The organism is Roseovarius sp. MBR-6, assembly GCF_040547525.1.
In the GTDB taxonomy this organism is placed as follows: domain Bacteria; phylum Pseudomonadota; class Alphaproteobacteria; order Rhodobacterales; family Rhodobacteraceae; genus Roseovarius.
The window spans coordinates 1-18296 of record NZ_JBEPPW010000029.1 but is presented as its reverse complement, the minus strand read 5'-3'; the positions used below and the strand labels follow the sequence as shown (position 1 = coordinate 18296).

Sequence of the window (18296 nt, the reverse complement as noted above, 5' to 3'; positions counted from 1 at the left end):
CCATCAGCGCCAAGCAGCATAACATCAACCAACAGAGCCGGAGCCCTCCAGACCAAAATCACGCCGCCTGTTCCAAATCATTCGACGACGGACAGAGCCGGAAACCCTCCGTTCCGCAATATGCCTAAACTGTCCCATGGGTGCTGACGTCAGACACGGGGGGCGATGTGCCCAATGCCACCTACCGCAATCACGGCACCCATGCCGAGGGCATCGAAATCATCTTCGATCCGGCGAGGATCAGCTATCGGCGTCTGCTGGAGGTGTTCTTTCAGATTCACGACCCCACCACACCCGACCGGCAGGGCAACGATATCGGCATGAGCTATCGCTCGGCGATCTACTATTGCTCCGACGCGCAAAGGGAAGAGGCGCGGCGCACCATCGCCGATGTCGAGGCGTCGGGGCTGTGGCCCGGCAAGGTGGTGACAGAGGTCGAACCGGTCGGCGATTTCTGGGAGGCAGAGCCGGAGCATCAGGATTATCTGAAACGCTTTCCGCAGGGGTATACCTGCCACTTCCCCCGCGCGGATTGGGTCTTGCCGCGCAAAACCGCCGGGACCGAGACCTGAGACGCGGCGGCGGCGCAGGCATGAGCGGCACCACATGGACAGGGCGCGCGCCTCCGCGTGCGCCTTTGGGCGCGTCGTGCCGTGAGTGATCCCCCGGCGCCTGCACCGACGTCAATCGCATCCTTGATCATGACTTTGGCCATGGTGCCGGTCATTGAGGGGGCCGTCCTCGCCGCGCCGGAAAGCCCTGCCGCTGGCCCTGCCCCGGGCCGTCAGACGATGATTGACGGAATCCTGCCTGCGGGCGGTGTGTTGCGGCTGCGCTGCGAGCAGACCTTGCCGTCGATCACGGTCATGCCGACGCCGGGCAGGTTGCCAAGCCGGACCGAGTCCAGCATGTCCTTGCCCGGGGCGTGCTGCGCCTGATCCATGAGCACGAAATCCGCAGCATAGCCCGGCTCCAGCAGGCCGACATCAAGCGCGCGCTGGCGCGCCGTGTTGCCGGTGGCAAAGCAGAAGGCGGTGGCGGCGTCGATGTTGCCGAGGCTCGACAGCATCGAGACCATCCGCAGGATGCCGAGCGGCTGCACACCCGACCCGGCAGGGCCATCGGTGCCAAGGATGATCTGGTCGAGCTTGCCGAGTTCACGCGCGGTGTTGAGCGTCAGCAGCGCCGCGCGTTCATTGCCGTTATGAACGATTTCAAGCCCCTGGCTGCACGCCTCGCAAAGACAGACGATCTGGTCGTCGGGCAGCGCCGTATGCCCGCCGTTTATGTGCCCGACCACGTCGGTGCCGGTTTCGATCACCATGTCGGCGTCGATCAGGCCCGATCCGGGAATCGACGGGCCACCGGTATGGATGGTGGACTGGATGCCGTATTTCCTGGCCCAATCGACCATCTGGTTGGCGGTCTTGCCGTCCTTGACCGAGCCGAGGCCAACTTCGCCGAGAAACCTGACGCCCGCATCGGCGAGGTCCTTGAAATCCTGCTCTTCCATCCCGTGCTCGATCACCGGCGCACCGGCCAGCACCTTCATCCCGGAGGGGCGGAAATTCTCGTACCAGCGTTGCGCCGCGATCGCCATCGCCTTGAGCCCGACAATATCCCGTGGCCTGCCGGGCATGTGGACCTCGCCTGCGGAGATCATCGTGGTGACGCCGCCGTTGAGGGTGGAATCGATCCAGTGAAGCTGTTGCTGCCGGGGGGTGTAATCGCCCACGACGGGGTGCACATGGCTGTCGATCAGACCGGGCGCGAGCGTGACGCCGTTCGCGTCGATCACCGACGTGGCGCCTTCGGTATCAAGATCGCATTCCCGGCCGATCGCGGTGATGCGCCCATCCACGGCGATCACGCAGTCGCCTTCGGCAATCGGGGCCTCGATCTTTCCGGTCAGGATGAGGCCGATATTCCTGATAACGAGCTTCTGTTGTGTCATGACATGCATCCTCGCGAAATATTATTTGTATACTAACAAGCAGAGCATTCTTGGCAAGTCCGCAGTTGCCGTGCCGTGCCGATTCGGTGGGGGCGCACCCCCCGGCGTTTTCGGGTTCCCTCGCGGGGGCGGCGCGGGTATTAAAGCCGGGGCGCGCCACCAGGGCGTGCCGGGCCATATCGGCCACGACATATGCAGGGGCGGGGGAGACTGGCTTGACGGGCCACGAGGAAAGCGGGACGGAGACCGGCGAGGACTACAAGCTGGAGGATCAGGTCGGCTTTCTGCTGCGGATCGCGGGGCAGCGCCATGCCGCGATTTTTCAGAACCTCGCGCCGTATGGCCTGACCTCGACGCAATTCGCCGCGCTCGTCAGGCTGGCCGAGATGGGAGAATGCTCCCAGAACGAGCTTGGACGGCGCACCGCCATGGATGTGGCCACCATCAAGGGCGTCGCCGACCGGCTGCGCGCCAAGGGATTTGTCGAGATGCGGCCCGATCTCGTTGACCGGCGTCGCGCCGTCCTCTCCGTCGCCCCGCAGCACGACAACCTTGTCGAGACCCTGCACGAGGCGGGCCGGCGGATATCCGAGGAAACCCTCAAGCCTCTCTCCACCGCCGAGACGCGCACGCTGATCAGGCTGTTGCGCAAAATCGGTGGCAGCTGAGCACCCTTGCCCGCGCCCGTCCGGGTCTTGCATCCGTTTTGGGTCCGCCCCGCGACAGGGGCGCGCGGAAACAATTGACTCGGGCGGTTTATTGCGAATAACGTTAGCATACGAATGAAATGCTGTCTGGAGGGTAAGGCGTGCCATACATGGTGCCGACAAGCACGACGGATGCGCTGGAAATGCTGGCCGAGACCGGCCCCCGTATCGTCGCGGGCTGTACGGATTTCTTTCCGGCGCAAAAGCGCGGAGAGGTGATCGAGAACATTCTCGACATCAGTCGCGTCGCCGAGTTTCGCGGGATTCGCGAAACCGATGACGGATGGCGGATCGGGGCCGCGACGACCTGGACCGAGATCGTCAGGGCGCCCCTGCCCGACGCCTTCACGGGCCTGAAACAGGCCGCGCGCGAAGTGGGGTCGGTGCAGATTCAGAACCGGGGCACGCTGGCGGGCAACATCTGCAACGCGTCGCCCGCAGCCGATGGCGTGCCGCCCCTGCTGACGCTCGATGCCGCAGTCGAGATCGTGTCAGCCCGTGGCGCGCGCATCGTTCCGCTGGAGCGGTTCATCCTCGGGCCGCGCCTGATCGATCTGGCGGCGGACGAGATCGTCTCGGCCCTCCTGATCCCGAAGGTGCCGCGCGGTGCCGCCGGGGCCTTTGTGAAGCTGGGAAGCAGGCGGCACATGGTGATATCCATCGCGATGGTCGCGGTCGTGGCCGCGATCAGCGATGGCCGGGTCGCCGATATCCGCATCGCGGTCGGAAGCTGTGCGCCTGTCGCGGTGCGCCTGCCGGAACTTGAAGCGCGGCTGCGGGGCATGACCCGCGACGAGGTCGCCGCAATGGACGCCGCCGCGACCGGGGGGCTGGACGCGCTGAGCCCCATTTCGGACGTGCGCGGAACATCGGAATACAGGCGCTCGGTCGTGGCGGAGCTATGCCGCCGGGCCGTGCTGCAAAGCGGCGGGGAGTGGTAGCAACATGGATGGTCGGATGTCGGAGAATACCGTCGATTTCACGCTGAACGGTCAAGCCGTCAGCGTGGCCGCCGCGCCGGGTGACAGGCTGTCGGAGGTGCTGCGGGAGCGCATCGGCGCGCGCGATGTCAAGATCGGCTGCAATGCGGGCGATTGCGGTGCGTGTTCGGTGCTGCTTGATGGCGAGACGGTCTGTTCGTGTATCGTGACCGCGCAGCAGGCGCAGGGATGCGAGGTCGAGACGCTGAGCGGGCTTTATCGCTCCGACCCGCTGGCGCGGCGGCTGGCCGAGAGTTTCGAGGATCACGGCGCGGCGCAATGCGGGATTTGCACGCCGGGCATGATGGTGTCGGCGGTTGCGCTTCTGCGGCAGACGCAGACGCCGGACGAGGACGAGATCAAGGAGGCGCTGGCCGGTGTCCTGTGTCGCTGCACGGGTTATCGCAAGATCATCGACGCCGTGGCGCAGGTGCCGGGACGGCTGGACGGTGACGGCGGGGTCGGAGCAGCGATCCGGCGTCTTGACGGGCTTGCCAAGGTTTCGGGCACCGAGCAATTCGGCGACGACGTGGCACCGCAGGGCACGCTGGAAATCCGTGTCGTCAGATCGCCATTTCATCGCGCCGCCTTCAGCTTTGGCGATCTCGATGCCTGGTGCGCCGGACATGACGGTATCGAGGCCGTTCTGACAAGCGCCGACATTCCCGGGCGCAACGCGTTCGGCGTGATCCCGGCCTTTGTCGATCAGCCGGTCTTTGCCGAGAGCATCGCCCGGTTTCGCGGCGAGGCGGTCGCCGCCGTGGTCGGCTCGCCCGAGGCGATACGGAGATTTGACGAAACCGGCTTTCCCATTGAATGGCGCGAACTGGATGCGGTGCTCGACACCGCCGGGGCCGAGGCGACAGGCGGGGCGCTGATCCATGACGACCGCGCCGGGAACGTGATGTGCCGGGGGCATGTCAGCCGCGGCGATCACGAGGCCGCGCTGGCTGCGGCCGATATCGTCGTCGAGGCGCGCTATCGCTCTGGTTTCGTCGAGCACGCCTATATCGAGCCCGAAGCCGGATTCGCGCAGGTGGTGGAGGACCGCGTCGAAATCCATGCCTGCACGCAGGCCCCGGTGATGGACCTCGACTCGCTCGAAATCATCCTCGGGATGGACCGGAGCCGCATCCGCATCGTGCCCACGGGCGTCGGCGGCGGGTTCGGGTCCAAGCTCGATCTGTCGGTGCAGCCCTATCTCGCGCTGGCGGCGCTCAAGACCGGGCGACCGGTGCGCCTTACCTATTCGCGCATCGAATCCATGCAATCGACGACCAAGCGGCACCCGTCCGAGATCACGCTCAGGATCGGCGCGCGGCAGGATGGCCGGATCAGCGGCTTTGCGTTCTCGGGCGCGTTCAATACCGGGGCCTATGCGTCGTGGGGGCCGACGGTGGCAAACCGCGTGCCCGTCCATGCCTCGGGGCCCTACCTGATCGCGGATTACCGGGCCGATTCGCGCGCCATCCACACCAATTGCCCGCCCTCGGGGGCGTTTCGCGGTTTTGGCGTGCCGCAATCGGCCATCGCACAGGAAACCCTGTTCGACGAACTGGCCGAGCGCCTTGGCATGGACCCGCTCGAATTCCGGATCGTCAACGCGTTGCGCGATGGCGAGCCGACGGTTTGCGGCCAGGTGTTCGAGCAGGGGGTCGGCATCGTCGCCTGCCTCGATGCGCTGCGCCCGGCATGGACCGACGCGCGCGCCGCAGTCGCGGCCTTCAACGCGACCACGTCCCCCGGCCTGCGCCGGGGCGTGGGGGTGGCCGCAGGGTGGTATGGCTGCGGCAACACCTCGCTGCCCAACCCGTCGACGATCCGCGCGGGCGTGCGGCCCGACGGCACCGTGGTGCTGCACCAGGGGGCTATGGATATCGGCCAGGGGGCCAACACCGTGATCACGCAGATTTTCGCCACCGCGCTCGGTGTCCCGGCGCGGTCGGTCGCGCGTCTGGATGCGGATACCGACATCACCCCCGACGCGGGCAAGACCTCGGCCTCGCGCCAGACCTTCGTTTCGGGCAATGCCGCGCGGCTGTGCGGCGAGGCGCTGCGCGCCGCGATCCTGCGCCATGTCAACGCCTCGGACGCGGCGACGCTGCGCTTCGAGGAGGCGCGGATCCTCGTCGAGGACACGGGCAGGCACCACGAGATATCCACCGCGCGCCTCGCGCCCGGCTTGATGGGATATGTGTTTTCCGCCGAGGAAACCTATGATCCGCCGACCCGCCCGCTGGACGAAAACGGGCAGGGCCATCCCTATGCGCAATTCGGATATGCCGCACAGCTTGCCGTGGTCGAGGTGGACGAGGCATTGGGCACCGTCCGCCCGATCCGCTTTGTCGCGGCGCATGACGTGGGCCGGGCGATCAATCCGATGCTGGTCGAGGGGCAGGTGCAGGGCGGCATTGCCCAGGGGCTTGGCATGGCGCTGATGGAGGAATACATCCCCGGTCGCACCGAGAACCTGCACGATTACCTCATCCCCACGATCGGCGACGTACCGCCAATCGACACGATCATCGTCGAGGTGCCGGATGCTCATGGCCCCTATGGGGCCAAGGGGCTGGGCGAGCATGTCCTGATCCCGACGGCACCCGCGCTGCTGAACGCGATTGCACATGCAAGCGGTGTGCGCATACGCTCGGTGCCCGTCACGCCATCGAATTTGCGCAAGGCTATCGAGGAACGCGAGAATGGTCGATAAAAGCCGGGTCCGGCCCGAAAAGATCCGCTGCGATGCCTGTCCGGTGCTGTGCTATATCGCCGAGGGTGCATCGGGGGCGTGTGATCGCTATGCCAACCACAAGGGCAAGCTTGTCCGGCTCGATCCGTTGACCATCATCGAAAAGACGATCGAGAGCGGCGAAAAGACCGTGCCTTTCCTCAAGGGCACCGAGGGCACCGACTGGGACGGCACCCTCCTGCGCGACAGCCGGTCGTTCGTTACCGCCGTCGGCGCGGGAACCACCTATCCCGATTACAAGCCCGCGCCCTTCATCGTCAGCCAGACCGTGGACGGCGCCGACATGGTGACCGTCGTGACCGAGGGCATCTTCAGCTATTGCGGTGTCAAGGTGAAGATCGACACCGACAGGTTCATCGGCCACGAGCGGGCCGATGTGCGGCGCGACGGCGAATCCGTCGGCCATGTGATGACCAGCGAGTATGGGTCGAGAATGCTGTCACTGGGCGGGGTCGAGCACCTGACCGGCGGCAGCAAGAAGGAGGGCCGCGTGACCTGCGACACGCTGCTGAAACTGTGCAATGGCGAGGCGGTGGAGCTTTCGGTCGATGAGGGCGCGACGGTGGTCGTGCAGGCCGGGAAACCGCCGATCATCAACGGGGTCGAGGAAAGGCTGATGCGCGTGGGCTGCGGCTCTGCGACCATCGGGATGTTTGCCTCGCAATGGGTGGGGCATGTCGACGAGGTGATCGTCGTCGACGACCACATCACCGGCGTCCTGTCCGAGCATCAGGCCGGCAAGATGCTGGACGTGCCGCCCACCGGCATCCGCATCAACGGCCGCCGCTCAACGCCCGGGCGCTATTTCCGCGTGGCAGAGGCGGGCCGGGGTTGGGGCGGCACCGATATCGAGGACCCGCTGACGATCCTGCAACGGGTCGACAGCGCGGTGGCCTGGCCGGGCCTGCGGCTCTTGATGGTGTCCACCACGGGCGAGCAATATGCCTATTTCGAACTCGACGAGGCGCTGGAGCCCCGGCCCGCCCCGATACCCGAGGCGCTTCAGGCCTCGGTCGATCTCATCGCCGAGAATTGCGAGCCTTCGCTCTGCTCGGTCCTGTTCATGGGGGGGGCGGGCGGATCGCTGCGCGCGGGCGTCACGAAAAACCCGGTAAAGCTCACCCATTCGGTCAAGGCGTCGCTTACCCATGTCTCCTGCGGCGGGGCCAATGCCTATGTCTGGCCCGGCGGCGGGATCACGGTGATGGCGAATGTGCTCGACATACCGACGAATTCCTTCGGATACGTGCCCACCCCTGCCCTCGTGGCGCCAATCGAATTCACCATGCGGTTGTCGGACTATGTCGCGCTTGGGGGGCATATCGAATGCGTGCGCCCGATCGAAGAGGCGATTTCCGATGACGTGCGCCGCGTCAATCAGATCGACCCGGATGCCGACCCGGTCAACAAGAACAATTTCCGCTGGGAAAAGGACGGGTAAGCGCGATGCCTGGACCGTCCATGGCTCTTCTCGATGGCGGGCAGAGGCTGCATTTGCAGCATGGCCCGATTGATCTTGTGATCGGCGCGGATGCGGCTTGCGAAGCGGATCGCCGGGCGGCCCTTGCCGCCGCCGCCGCCCGGTTCGACGGGCTTCTCGAAGGGCTTGTCACCGAGCTTGATCGCCACCGGACCCGGCTTGCACCCGACACGGCTCTGCCCCGTGATCCGGTCGCGCGCCGCATGTATGCCGCCGCCCGGCCGTTTTGCCGGGACCGGTTTCTGACGCCGATGATCGCGGTCGCGGGGGCGGTTGCCGATACCATCCTGCACGCGATGCGCGACGCGGTTCCGCTGCGCCGGGCCTATGTCAACAATGGCGGTGACATCGCGGTGCATCTTGCCGGGGGGCAGGAATTCGCGGTGATGATGGCGCGCCATGACGGGCACCCGCTTGGCCGTGTGCGCTTTGGCTCGGGCAGCGGGATCGGCGGGATCGCCACAAGCGGCACGCATGGGCGCAGCCTGTCGCTCGGCATTGCCGACAGCGTGACCGTGGTGGCCGCCGACGCGGCACGGGCCGATGTCGCGGCCACACTGATCGCCAACGCGGTGGACCTGCCCGGCCATCCGGGCATCGAGCGCGCACCGGCAAGGCGGCTCCGGCCCGACAGCGATCTTGGTGACATGCCGGTCGTTACCCTTGTGCCTCCGCTCGACCACGCGCACCGCGCAAAAGCGCTCGCCGCAGGCCATTCCGTGGCCGCCATGCTTGAAGCGGAGGGGCACATTCTGGGCGCCGCGCTGTTCTTGCAGGGCGAATCGGCGCTGACCGGTGGCGCCACCCGTCATTTCAGCCCCCTTGGAGAGGTGGAACATGCCTGAACTCAAAGTCCGAAAGCGAATGATCGCGGTCGAGGAAATCTTTCACGAGGGCGGCCCCGTGGCGGCGATACCGCTCAGGCGGGGCGCAGCGGTCGCGGTGATCGCCAACCCGTTCGCGGGCCGTTACGAGCCCGATATCCAATGGTTCATGGAAGAGTTGCGCCCCCTCGGGCTGGACATGGCACGAGAGCTGGCCCGGAACCTGGGCGGTGCCGCCATGATCGAGGGATATGGCAAGGCATCCCTCATAGGCTCTGCGGGAGAGCTTGAACACGGCGCGCTGTGGCATGCGCCCGGCGGCTATGCGATGCGCGAGGTGCTCGACGGCACAAATGCCATCGTGCCATCGGCAAAGAAGGTGGGCGCGATGGGGGCGCGGATCGACGTGCCGATCACCCATGTCAACGCCTCGTATGTGCGCAGCCACTTCGATTCGATGGAGATCGGGCTCAACGATGCGCCGCGCGCGGATGAAATGCTGGTTGCGCTGGTCATGACGACGGGGCCGCGCGTGCACGCGCGCTCGGGCGGGCTGGCTGCTGCGGATATCAAGGGGGAGGACGGATTGAGATGAGTGCCAAGATCAGAAAGCTGGCGACCTGGGTCGAGGAAACGCATTCCGAGATGGGGCGCGACATCGCGCCCCCGACGCGCAAGGCGGTCGCGGTCGCGGTCATCGAAAACCCGTTCGCCGGACGGTTCGTCGAGGACCTGTCAGAGTTGATAGAGATCGGCGCGGAGCTTGGCGGCCTGTTGGGCGCGCGGGCCGTGGCCGCGCTTGGTGTTGCGCCGGAGGCGATCGAGAGCTACGGCAAATCCGCGATGGTCGGCGAAAACGGAGAGCTGGAACACGCCGCCGCGATCCTGCATCCCAAGCTGGGAGCGCCGCTGCGCAAGGCCGTAGCAAAAGGGGCCGCGCTCGTGCCCTCGTCCAAGAAGCGCGGTGGTCCGGGGCAGGATCTCGACATCCCCTTGGGACACAAGGACGCGGCCTATGTGCGCTCGCATTTCGATGGTGTCGAGGTGCGGCTCAACGATGCGCCACGCGCCAACGAGATCATGGTCGCCGTTGCCGTTGCCGATAGCGGCCGCCCGCTTCCGCGTGTCGGCGGGCTGACCCATGACGAGGCCGAGGGCAAGGACGGGTTGCGGTGACGTGCAGGGCCTGCCCGTGCCGGGCGGGCGCGTGCCCCCCCGCGCGGGCAATACCCGAAATGTGACTTTCCTGATTGACCGGATGCGCCTGCGCCATTATCGTTAGTATACGAATGATAATGGCGCGCCACCATGCTGCCCTGTCCTCCGGTAGGACAACGCGGCGAGGCATGTGCGGACAGCAAGAGGGAAATGAAGAATGTCCGAATTCAAACCCGTCGTGCAGGGCAATCCCGTCGAGTTTGATCTTCCGTCCGGTGTCTTTGCCGAGACGGTGACCTCGGTGCGGCATTACACGGACCGCCTGTTCGCCTTTCGCATCACCCGACCGGCAAGCTTTCGCTTTCGGTCCGGCGAATTCGTGATGATCGGCCTGCCGAACGCGCCCAAGCCGGTATTCCGGGCCTATTCCATCGCCAGCCCGTCCTGGGATGAAGAGATTGAATTCTTTTCCATCAAGGTGCCCGATGGCCCCCTCACCGAGCATCTGCAACGGATCAGGGCGGGCGACACGGTGCTGATGCGCAAGAAACCCACCGGAACCCTGGTCAACGATGCGCTGTTGCCGGGCAAGCGGCTCTACATGTTTTCGACCGGAACCGGGATCGCGCCCTTCGCCTCGCTGATCCGCGACCCCGAGACCTACGAGAAATTCGACGAGGTGATCCTCACCCATACCTGCCGCGAGGTCGCGGAGCTTGCCTATGGCGAGGAAATTGTCCGTCAATGTCTGGACGACCCGCTGATCGGCGAGTTTGCGAACGGGCGCCTGCGCCATTACCCCTCGGTCACGCGAGAGCCATATCCGACGCGGGGACGGATCACGGATCTGATGGGCTCGGGCAAGCTGTTTGACGATCTTGGGGTGCCGCCGATCCGCCCGGAGAATGATCGCGGCATGATCTGCGGCTCGATGGCGATGCTGAAGGATACCAAGCTGGCGCTGGAGGGGTTCGGACTGACGGAGGGCGCCAACAACAAGCCCGCCGAGTTCGTGGTCGAGCGCGCCTTTGTCGATTGATCCCAGCTAGAGGACGCGCGGATAATACTGCCGCGCAAGCCAGTCGCACAGCCCGTCAAGCCCCGGAAACAGCACCCGTTCGGTGATGTTGGACTGGTCAAGCTTGTCGCGGATTTCCCACTTGAGGTCTGCCGGGATGACGACCTTTTTCCACATCTCGGGATGGCGCGACAGCCACGCCATCATCGGGCGGCATTCCCCGATCTGGACGGAAAAACACGCGTATTGATTGATGATTCGTGCGCTGATGGAGGGCGGCTCGAAGAACAGAACCTGCCCGTCATCCGGGGTCTGGCGACTGTCCAGCTCTTCGAGCGAGCCGATTTCCTGCGACAGCATCTCGTCGGTAAAGACATTCGCGCCCTGGCTTTTCAGCCGGCCCTTGAGATTGGCAGACAGCAGTTCGTGCGCCATGTGATAATCGATGATCCAGATCGCGCCGTCGGTCGCCATGTCGGCAAGGACATGGCAGGAGAAATGCGCGGCGATCAGCGGTGAGTATGTCCAGTCGAGCAGCCGTGTGGGAAGCCCGTGATGCTGTGCAAGAGACATCCAGTGCCAGAAGTTGCGGGGCTGGTCCTCGGCCGGGTCCAGATACGAGCGCGCATATTTGTTGAAATTGCGCAGCAGGTGTTTCTCGAGGCGGGTCTGTCGGCCACCGGTGCGCGCAAGCCCCGACATGAGCTCGAAATCCGCGCGGGAATGGCCGCGAAACAGACGGCGGGAGCGGTGTCGCATGATGCCGGGATTCCACGCATCCTCCAGCAGGATTTCCTGCAGGTTGGCCCATGACGTGACGCGCACCGTGCGCGCTTCGACGATATCTGTGGCGGTGCTCTCCTGCGGGGTTGCGACCTGTTCGGACATTGCCTGCTCCTCACTTTCAACACCGGGGCCATTCACGCCCCGACATGGCACCCGCGCGTGTGCCCTGACATGTAAATGTCCATCGCGACATTCAACAAAACCGTTGACTTTTCCAATCCATTTCGTTCGTATGCTAATAATAATAATGAATCAAGACAGGAGAGGAAGACATGACCAAGACGTGCAAATACATGGGAGCGGTCGCTGCGGTTTCAGCAGCGTTCCTGACCGCCGGAGCCGCCTCGGCGGCGTCGAACATCACGCTGTGCGGCGGAAGCCCCGGCGGGCTCTGGTCGCTGCTCGGCAGCGGGCTTGACAGCGCGGTTCGCAAGATCGACCCGGCCTCGACCGTCACCTACCAGACATCGAGCGGCGGATTCGCCAACATCGTGCAGCTTGGCCAGGGCAAGTGCGACATGGCCATCGTTCACCTCGGCGAGATCGTGATCGCGCAGCGCGGCGAGGAGCCGTTCAAGGAGCCGACCGGCGGCGTCAGCGCCGTGGCGCTGCTTTACGACTGGGCCCCGATGCAATGGGTGACCGACAGGCGCTTTGCCGAAGAGAATAACCTGACCTCGATTGCCGATCTGGCCGGGTTCAAGGGAGATTTCGACCTCGTCGTCAATCGTCGTGGCATCCTGCCCTCGATCCTCGCAGAGAAATCCATGGCGCTCGCCGGGATCACCTTCGAGCAGCTTGCGGAGAATGGCGGCAGCGTGCAGTTTCAGGGGTCTCAGGCCGCCTCTGAAATCATGCAGGACGGCAAGGCCGTGTCGTGGGTGAATGCGACATTCGTGGGCAGCGGCAGCATCAATTCGATCGCCAACAGCCGCGAATTGACGTTGCTCTCGGTGCCCGATGACGTGATCGCGCAGATGCAGGCCGATTACGGATCGAAGCCGGTGACGATCCCGGCCGGGGCCTATGAGTGGCTCGACCGAGAGGTAAAGACCTTTGGTGCCAGCGCCGCGCTGATTGCCGCCGATGATGCCGACCCGGAAATGGTAAGGCTGGTCACCAAGGCCATCTACCAGCATCCCGAGGAGATCCAGAAGGTGCACAAGGCCATGGGCGCATTCGACACGACCCTCGCCGCGTCGATCGAAGTGGTCGGGTATCACCCGCTCGCGGCCGAGGTGATCGCAGCCTCCGGCAACTGATCCCGCCATCAGAGAGACGGGGTCCGGCGCTGTCGCCGGGCCCCGTTCCGGGTGACCGACTGTATCGCGGATGACGCGAAGGAATGGCTGCGATCCATGATGAACACGCTTCTCAACCTGCTGTTTTCCACGGGCCGCAGGCGTTTTATAGAGGGCTGGCTCTACTGGCCGATACGGCTCTATACGGCGGGCTTTACCCTGTGGGTGCTCTATGCGGCGATCTACTCGCGGATAGACGCGCTGTCGCTGGTGGTCATCTTCCTTTCGCTCATCTTCGTGCCGTCCTTTCTGCTGATCGGCGCAACGGAGAACGCGCATGAAACGCGCCCGGCGGTGGCTGACTGGATATGGTCGGCCCTTGCTGCGGCCTGCGCGGTCTATTTCATCGCCAATATTCCCGAAACGGCGATGCGGATAAGCCTGTTTGACGATCTGCGCCCCGATCAGTTCATCATGGCCGGGCTGCTCATCCTGCTGACGCTGGAAATCACGAGGCGGACGGTGGGTGTGTTCCTGACGCTGCTGGTGATCAGCTTCATCCTCTACAACCTGCTCGGCCACCTGATACCCGGGCAACTCGGGCACGGGCTGATCACGCTGGGCCATTTCATCGACATCAACGTCTATACCACCGACGGGCTTTTCGGCGTGCCGCTCAAGGTCGCGGCCACCTATGCGTTCCTGTTTGTCATGTTCGGCACCTTCCTCGAAAAGGCGGGGGGGAGCGAATTCTTCTTTCGTCTGGCCACTGCGGCCTCGGGGCGTTCGGTCGGGGGGCCGGCCAAGATCGCGGTCTCGTCGTCGGCGCTGTTCGGCACGATGTCGGGGAGCCCTACCTCGGATGTCGTAGCGACCGGCTCGATCACGATCCCGATGATGAAGCGGCTGGGCTACAAACCCGAATTCGCGGGCGGCGTCGAAGTTGCGGCCTCCACCGGGGGCAGCCTGCTTCCGCCGGTGATGGGATCGGCGGCGTTCATCATGGCCGAGATCACAGGCATCAGTTACGGCGAAATCGTGCTGGCGGCGATCGTGCCGGCGGTGCTCTACTACGTCGGCATCTTCATTCAGGTCCATTTGCGGTCGGTCTCGCTGAACCTTGCGGCAATGGATACATCTGCGGTGCCCGGCCTTGCACAGACCATGCGGGAAGGCTGGCAGTTCCTGCTGCCGCTGGCCGGTCTCGTGATGTTGCTGGTGATGGGATATTCCCCCACGATGGTGGCCGCGTTCAGCGCCCTGGGTGTCTGGGCGGTGTCGTTCCTGCGGGCGGATACGCGGCTGGGGGTCAGGAAAACCATCGAGGCGCTGTCGGATACCGCGATCCGGATGCTGGCCGTCACCGGTGCCTGCGCGGCGGCGGGGCTGGTCATCGGAGGGATCACGATGACCGGTCTCGCCTCCAAGTTCTCTTTCGTCGCGTTCTCGCTTGCGGGTGACAGCGTGCTGCTGGCGCTGGTGCTGTGCGCGCTCGTCACGATCATTCTGGGCCTCGGAATGCCGACACCAAGCGCCTACGTTCTGGCGGCGGTGCTGGTCGGGCCGACGCTGGTGAACGAATACGGCTTCCCGGAGCTGAATTCGCATCTCTTCCTGCTGTATTTCGCGGTCCTGTCGGCGATGACGCCACCGGTGGCGGTGGCCGCCTATGCGGCGGCGGCCATCGCGATGGCCAACCCGTTGCGAATCGCGGTCATCGCCATGCGGTTCTCGATCGTCGCCTTCGTGGTGCCGTTCATGTTCGTGATCAATCCGCTGGTGCTGACCCCCTTTGCCAGCCTTCAGGCCTTTGCCGTGTGCATGGCAACCGTGCTCGCCTGCGCCCTCGTCGCGACGGCGAGCGAGTTGAGATGGACGGGCGCAAGCTCGACCGCGGCGCGGTGGACGATGGCCCTCTGTGCCCTGCTCCTGACCATACCCGATCCGCTGGCCAAGGCGGTCGGCGCGGCGCTTGGTGTCGCGGTGCTGTTCTACGGTGCGAGGATGTATCGCGAGAGCCTGGCCACGTCGAGACGAAATTCCGCTTGCGGCCCTAACCGGGGCTGCTATTATCGTTAGCATACAAACAAAAGGTGCGCGCATGCTGCTTGATCTCCGGAAAGTGCAACAACTGATTGACCTGTGGCTGGACGAGGATGTGAACCACTACGACCTGACGGCGAAAATCATGATCGACGATGACGCCCGCGCCACGTTCGGCATGAACGCGCGGGAGGATATCGTTCTGTCCGGCGTCAGGCTGGCCGAGATGGTGTTTCGGCGGATGGATCCGGATTGCACCTTTGACGCAAGATACAAGGACGGCGATACCGTCGCCAAGGGAGAGACCTTTGCCGTGGTGTCGGGCAACGCGCAGGCGCTTCTGACCGCAGAGCGGGTCGCGCTGAACCTCGTGCAGCGGATGTGCGGCATCGCGGGGCTGACGGCGCGCTACGTCAAGGAGATCGAGGGCACCGGCGCCACGCTGCTCGATTCCCGCAAGACGACCCCGGGGCTGCGCATGATCGAGAAATACGCGGTCGTCTGCGGGGGCGGGCGCAGTCACCGGCTTGGCCTCGACAATGGCATCATGCTCAAGGACAACCACATCGCCGTCGCGGGCGGTATCGCCGCAGCCGTGCGGCGGGCCAAGGCCTTTGCGCCGATGCTGACCAAGATCGAGGTGGAATGCGACCGGCTCGATCAGGTCGAGGAGGCGCTCGCGGCCGATGTCGATGTCATCATGCTCGACAACATGAGCAACGAGGACATGACCACCGCGGTCCGGATGGTGGATCGGCGCGTGCCGCTGGAATGTTCGGGCGGTGTCCGGCTGGACACCATCCGCGCCAAGGCCGAAACAGGCGTCGACTACGTCTCGGTCGGTCGGATCACCCAATCCGCCACCTGTGTCGATATCGGACTCGATGACGTCTGAGCATGTCGGCCCAGTCACGAACATATGAGCAAGCGGCATGAGTGGAACGCTTTTTCTGATTGTCGGCCCTAGCGGCGTTGGCAAGGACACGCTGCTGGACGGCGCGCGCGCCGTTCTGTCCCAAAGCCGCTGGTTCCGGTTTGCACGCCGCGTGATCACCCGGCCCGCCGATGCCGGCGGCGAGGACCATATCGCGCTCTCGGAGGAGGAGTTCCATGCGCTTCTGAGGGATGGCGGGCTATTGCATCACTGGGCCGCGCACGGGCTGCATTACGGGGTGCCTGCGGATATCGCGGAGGATCTGGCGCGCGGCGTCAATGTCGTGCTCAACACGTCGCGCAACGAGGTGACCGCGTTTCGCGACAAGCTCGGCAAGGTTGTCGTGATCCATATCCTCGCCTCGCGCGATGCGCTCGAACGGCGGTTGCGGCAGCGGGGGCGCGAGACCGAAGAGCAGATCGCGCAGCGCCTCGCGCGGATGGCCCAAGAGCCGGAGCCGGGCGATGGCGCGCTGATCCTGCGCAATGACGCGTCGATAGAGGCAGGTATCGAGGCGCTGACCGATCTGATCGCGGGCTCTTGCGATCTGGTGGCGCAACCGCGCGGCTTTGCCGTCGAGTTCGGCGTCAAGCCGCTCTGCATCGTGAACCGCAACAGCCCCGTCGCCGCCCGTCATCTTGCAGGGTCTGCGCGGGTCGGTCTCTCCTTGGGCGACAGGACGGTGGTGGCCGAACTCGGCTGGACCGACAACGACGCCATCGCAGACCCCGATCAATGCGCCCTGTCGGCCAAGGCATTCGATGCGCTGGACGCCGGGCGCGGGGGGGCCGTCGCGATCGAGCGGTTGCCCAGCCCCCATAGCCGCGCCTTGCTGCAACGGAAGGTGCAGGGCGGGCAACTCGCAGAACCCGAAATGCGCCGGATCGTCGATGATCTGGTCAGCGGGCGGTTCAGCGAGACCGAGATCGCGGGGTTTCTGGTCGCGGCCTCGACCAACCTGTCGATGGACGAGGTCGTGGCCCTGACACGGGCCCGCGCCGACCACGCCCAAAGGCAGGAATGGGACGCCGATATCGTCGTCGACAAGCATTCGATGGGCGGCATACCGGGCAACAGGATCACGCCGATCGTGATCCCGATCGTGGCCGCCTTCGGGCTGACCATGCCCAAGACCTCGTCGCGCGCGATCACCTCGGCGGCAGGCACCGCCGACATGATGGAGGTGCTCGCCCGGGTCGATCTGTCACTGGCCGAAATGCGGGATGTCGTGCGCCGCACAGGGGCCTGCATCGCGTGGAACGGCAGGCTCACGCATTCGCCGGTCGATGACGTGATGAACGCGATCAACCGGCCGCTCGGGCTGGCATCGACGCTGCTCGACGTGTCGTCGATCCTCTCGAAAAAGCTGGCCGCCGGATCGACACATGTGCTGATCGACCTGCCGGTGGGACCGGGCGCAAAGACGCGCACGCTGGAGGAGGCCATCGCGCTCAAGCTGCTGTTCGAGACCGTCGGCGAGGGTGTCGGCCTGAAAACCCGCGTCAACCTCGCGGACGGCACGCGCCCCATAGGCCGCGGGGTCGGCCCGGTTCTCGAGGCCGTGGATGTGCTCAAGGTGTTGGGCAATGCCGCCGATGCGCCGCACGATCTCAGGGAAAAGGCGCTGGATTACGCGGCGATCATCATCGAATGGGGCGGCGGGGCCAACCCGGGAACAGGGCGGGACATCGCCGAGGGGCTGCTGTGCTCGGGGCGCGCGCTCGACAAGTTCAACGAGATCATCCGGCACCAATCGCCCAATCCCCACAATCTGGCACCGGGGCAGTTCACCTGGGACCTCGAGGCAGACCGGCAGGGATATATCAAGGATATGGATATCCGGGCCGTCGCCGCCATTGCCCGCGCCGCAGGCGCGCCGCTCGACAAGGCGGCGGGCGTGCATCTTTTGGCCACGATGGGACGCGCGGTTGACAGGGGGCAGCCTGTCTTGCGGATTCATTCGTCGAGTCGTGCGGGGCTCGAGAACGCGCGTGACCGGCTTGCACGGAGCGGGCCGCTCTGCCGCTTTGGCGACGACAACCTCCTGCCCGCGACCGGGCCGCTGGCGGGCTGACAGAGGGCACGGCATCCGCCCGCGCCACCCCTCCCGCCCGCATCCGGATGGTGCGCGGAGAATTCACCACATTGCACGGTCGATCACAGGCAAATCTGCTTGAAGCGGTTTCGCGAACGGTGGTAATCATTGCCCGTCGCGGGTGTAGCTCAATGGTAGAGCAGCAGCTTCCCAAGCTGAGGACGAGGGTTCGATTCCCTTCACCCGCTCCACGCCTCTGACAGTGTCAGTCACCGGGACAAAGGGGCCTCTGGGGGTCTGATGCCGGAGAGTGCAGAATAGTACGCTAAGGACTGGGATCATTGTTTTGGCCATCTGTACTCGCCGGTGAGAAGGATATGGGCCCAT

Annotated in this window: 15 protein-coding genes and 1 tRNA gene; 14 read left to right on the top strand and 2 right to left on the bottom strand. The window is 65.0% G+C overall.

From position 1 onward, the window contains the following. The first annotated feature begins 140 nt into the window (after nt 1-140). Nucleotides 141-572: a peptide-methionine (S)-S-oxide reductase MsrA gene (gene msrA, locus ABIE57_RS19010; RefSeq protein WP_354540612.1), complete on the top strand. Its 432-nt coding sequence runs from the start codon at nt 141-143 to the stop codon at nt 570-572. A gap of 212 nt (nt 573-784) precedes the next feature. Here msrA and ABIE57_RS19005 read toward each other — a convergent pair whose 3' ends face one another. Continuing rightward, nucleotides 785-1954 carry an amidohydrolase family protein gene (locus ABIE57_RS19005; RefSeq protein WP_354540611.1) on the bottom strand — a complete coding sequence of 390 codons (1170 nt, stop codon included), beginning with the start codon at nt 1952-1954 and terminating at the stop codon, nt 785-787. 215 nt (nt 1955-2169) lie between these two features. On the opposite strand from ABIE57_RS19005, the gene ABIE57_RS19000 reads away from it, so the two are divergent. The 8 genes from ABIE57_RS19000 to ABIE57_RS18965 all read left to right on the top strand — a co-directional run bounded on the left by ABIE57_RS19000 (nt 2170) and on the right by ABIE57_RS18965 (nt 10891). Further along, on the top strand, nt 2170-2622 hold the full coding sequence (locus ABIE57_RS19000) for a MarR family winged helix-turn-helix transcriptional regulator (protein WP_354540610.1): 453 nt from the start codon (nt 2170-2172) through the stop codon (nt 2620-2622). Between the two features lie 149 nt (nt 2623-2771). Beyond that, on the top strand, nt 2772-3602 hold the full coding sequence (locus ABIE57_RS18995; protein WP_354540609.1) for an FAD binding domain-containing protein: 831 nt from the start codon (nt 2772-2774) through the stop codon (nt 3600-3602). A gap of 4 nt (nt 3603-3606) precedes the next feature. Then, nucleotides 3607-6351 carry a molybdopterin-dependent oxidoreductase gene (locus ABIE57_RS18990; RefSeq protein WP_354540608.1) on the top strand — a complete coding sequence of 915 codons (2745 nt, stop codon included), beginning with the start codon at nt 3607-3609 and terminating at the stop codon, nt 6349-6351. Then, nucleotides 6341-7831 carry a 6-hydroxynicotinate reductase gene (locus ABIE57_RS18985; RefSeq protein ID WP_354540607.1) on the top strand — a complete coding sequence of 497 codons (1491 nt, stop codon included), beginning with the start codon at nt 6341-6343 and terminating at the stop codon, nt 7829-7831. Before ABIE57_RS18990 ends, ABIE57_RS18985 begins: the two co-directional genes overlap by 11 nt. A gap of 20 nt (nt 7832-7851) precedes the next feature. After that, nucleotides 7852-8715, top strand: coding sequence for a UPF0280 family protein (locus ABIE57_RS18980; RefSeq protein WP_354540606.1), 864 nt, complete (start codon nt 7852-7854; stop codon nt 8713-8715). Beyond that, nucleotides 8708-9289, top strand: a complete 582-nt coding sequence (locus tag ABIE57_RS18975; protein WP_354540605.1) for an amino acid synthesis family protein — start codon at nt 8708-8710, stop codon at nt 9287-9289. The genes ABIE57_RS18980 and ABIE57_RS18975 overlap by 8 nt, the downstream gene beginning before the upstream one ends. Next, nucleotides 9286-9870 (top strand): amino acid synthesis family protein, encoded by a 585-nt coding sequence (locus ABIE57_RS18970; protein WP_354540604.1) that lies wholly within the window; start codon nt 9286-9288, stop codon nt 9868-9870. Before ABIE57_RS18975 ends, ABIE57_RS18970 begins: the two co-directional genes overlap by 4 nt. Nucleotides 9871-10069: 199 nt before the next feature. Beyond that, on the top strand, nt 10070-10891 hold the full coding sequence (locus tag ABIE57_RS18965; protein WP_354540603.1) for a ferredoxin--NADP reductase: 822 nt from the start codon (nt 10070-10072) through the stop codon (nt 10889-10891). A 6-nt stretch (nt 10892-10897) separates the two neighbouring features. Here ABIE57_RS18965 and ABIE57_RS18960 read toward each other — a convergent pair whose 3' ends face one another. Then, the gene (locus ABIE57_RS18960; protein WP_354540602.1) at nt 10898-11758 is read right to left on the bottom strand and encodes an FRG domain-containing protein; all 861 of its coding nucleotides are present in this window, start codon (nt 11756-11758) and stop codon (nt 10898-10900) included. Nucleotides 11759-11928: 170 nt separating this feature from the next. On the opposite strand from ABIE57_RS18960, the gene ABIE57_RS18955 reads away from it, so the two are divergent. The 5 genes from ABIE57_RS18955 to ABIE57_RS18935 all read left to right on the top strand — a co-directional run bounded on the left by ABIE57_RS18955 (nt 11929) and on the right by ABIE57_RS18935 (nt 18160). Next, entirely contained in the window at nt 11929-12918 is a 990-nt protein-coding gene (locus tag ABIE57_RS18955; protein WP_354540600.1) for a TAXI family TRAP transporter solute-binding subunit, read from the top strand. A gap of 96 nt (nt 12919-13014) precedes the next feature. Then, nucleotides 13015-14976 carry a TRAP transporter permease gene (locus ABIE57_RS18950; RefSeq protein WP_354540599.1) on the top strand — a complete coding sequence of 654 codons (1962 nt, stop codon included), beginning with the start codon at nt 13015-13017 and terminating at the stop codon, nt 14974-14976. Between the two features lie 22 nt (nt 14977-14998). After that, the gene (gene nadC / locus ABIE57_RS18945; RefSeq protein WP_354540598.1) at nt 14999-15835 is read left to right on the top strand and encodes a carboxylating nicotinate-nucleotide diphosphorylase; all 837 of its coding nucleotides are present in this window, start codon (nt 14999-15001) and stop codon (nt 15833-15835) included. A 37-nt stretch (nt 15836-15872) separates the two neighbouring features. Further along, the gene (phnN, locus tag ABIE57_RS18940) at nt 15873-17948 is read left to right on the top strand and encodes a phosphonate metabolism protein/1,5-bisphosphokinase (PRPP-forming) PhnN (protein ID WP_354540597.1); all 2076 of its coding nucleotides are present in this window, start codon (nt 15873-15875) and stop codon (nt 17946-17948) included. Between the two features lie 138 nt (nt 17949-18086). After that, nucleotides 18087-18160, top strand: a tRNA-Gly gene (locus ABIE57_RS18935). The last annotated feature ends 136 nt before the right edge of the window (nt 18161-18296 follow it).